The organism is Dietzia sp. DQ11-71 (genome assembly GCF_014144995.1).
In the GTDB taxonomy this organism is placed as follows: domain Bacteria; phylum Actinomycetota; class Actinomycetes; order Mycobacteriales; family Mycobacteriaceae; genus Dietzia; species Dietzia kunjamensis.
In genome coordinates this window covers 1-1,329 of the sequence record NZ_JAALDT010000453.1, presented here as the reverse complement: position 1 = coordinate 1,329, position 1,329 = coordinate 1, and the positions used below count along the sequence as shown (strand labels likewise).

Annotated in this window: 2 protein-coding genes; one reads left to right on the top strand and one right to left on the bottom strand. The window is 70.1% G+C overall.

From position 1 onward, the window contains the following. Window positions 1-1,088: biotin synthase BioB (gene bioB / locus G6023_RS14365; RefSeq protein WP_241727876.1), on the bottom strand; the 1,088-nt coding region annotated here is incomplete at its 3' end. Between bioB and G6023_RS16205 the strand changes: the two genes are divergently transcribed. Beyond that, on the top strand, window positions 1,081-1,329 hold a 249-nt coding region (locus G6023_RS16205), incomplete at its 3' end, for a TetR family transcriptional regulator (protein WP_347570780.1). The two genes, bioB and G6023_RS16205, sit on opposite strands and share 8 nt — an antisense overlap.

Genomic DNA, 1,329 nt, shown 5'->3' with positions numbered 1-1,329 from the left:
CCGGTGGCGGCGACGGGCGTGGCCGGCCCGGCGGCATCCGCGGGCGCGTTCGCGGTGGCGGCCTCCACCGTCCCGTCCCCGGTGTCCCCGGCCGGGTGGTCCATCTGGAGGACCTCGAGGCCGGCGTCGGCGATCATCTGGAGGTCCTCGCCGCCGGGCTGGCCCTCGCTGGTGAGGTAGTCGCCCAGGAACAGCGAGTTGGCCACGTAGAGGCCCATGCCCTGGAGGTAGCCGAGGTGGCGTTCGCGGCCGGCGGCCATCCGGATCTCGGTGTCGGGGGCGACGAAGCGGACCATCGCGAGGATGCGCAGGCAGTCCCGCGGGTTGAGGGTGTCCACGCCCTCGAGCGGGGTGCCGTCGAAGGGCAGCAGGAAGTTGACCGGGATCGAGTCGACTCCCTTGGCGCGCAGGTCGAAGGCGAGCTCGACGAGCTGCTCGTGCGTCTCACCCATGCCCGCGATGAAGCCCGAGCACGCCGAGAGTCCGGCGCCGTGGGCCTGGGCGACCGTGTGCTCCCGGTCGGCGTAGGTGTGGGTGGTGCAGATGTCCTCGTAATGGCTCTCGGCCGTGTTGAGGTTGTGGTTGTAGGCGTCGGCGCCGCTGGAGCACAGCTTCTCCGCCTGGCCATCCTTCAGTGCACCCAGGCAGGCGCACACCTCGACGCCCGGGGTGTCGGACTTGATGGCCTCGATGATGTCGGAGACCTTGCCGACCTCGCGATTGCTGGGGCCGGTGCCGCTGGCGACCAGGCACACTCGGGAGGCGCCGGCCGCGATGCCCGCCTTGGCCGCGGTGACGGCCTCCTCGGTGTTGAGCCAGGTGTAGCGCAGGATGCCGGCGGTGGAGTTGAGCCGCTGCGAGCAGTAGAAGCAGTCCTCCGGGCACAGGCCGCTCTTGAGGTTGACCAGGTAGTTGACCTTGACCTTGTTGCCGAAGTGCTGGAACCGCAGCCGGGACGCGGCCGCGACCACCTCCATGAGCTCGGAGTCCGGGGACCGGAGCACGGCGAGGGCGTCCGCCGCGGTGACGACTCCGCCGTCGAGTACGTGATCCGCGAGCTCGTGCCAGCGGGGGGTCGTGATGGCCATGGTTCCTCCTGAACGGCGTTCATTGAACGCCGTTCAGGCTAGCGCACGGTCGTCGACTTGTACAGCGTTCAGGAGAGGGTTGTGGCGGCCGGTAGGATCGGCGCCCGTGGCCCTGACAAAGACGGCGGTCGTCGACACCGCCCTGGAACTGCTCCGCGAGTCGGGGCTGCCCGGCATGTCGATGCGGACGTTGGCGACCCGGTTGGGGGTCCAGCCGAGCGCGCTGTACTGGCACGTTCCG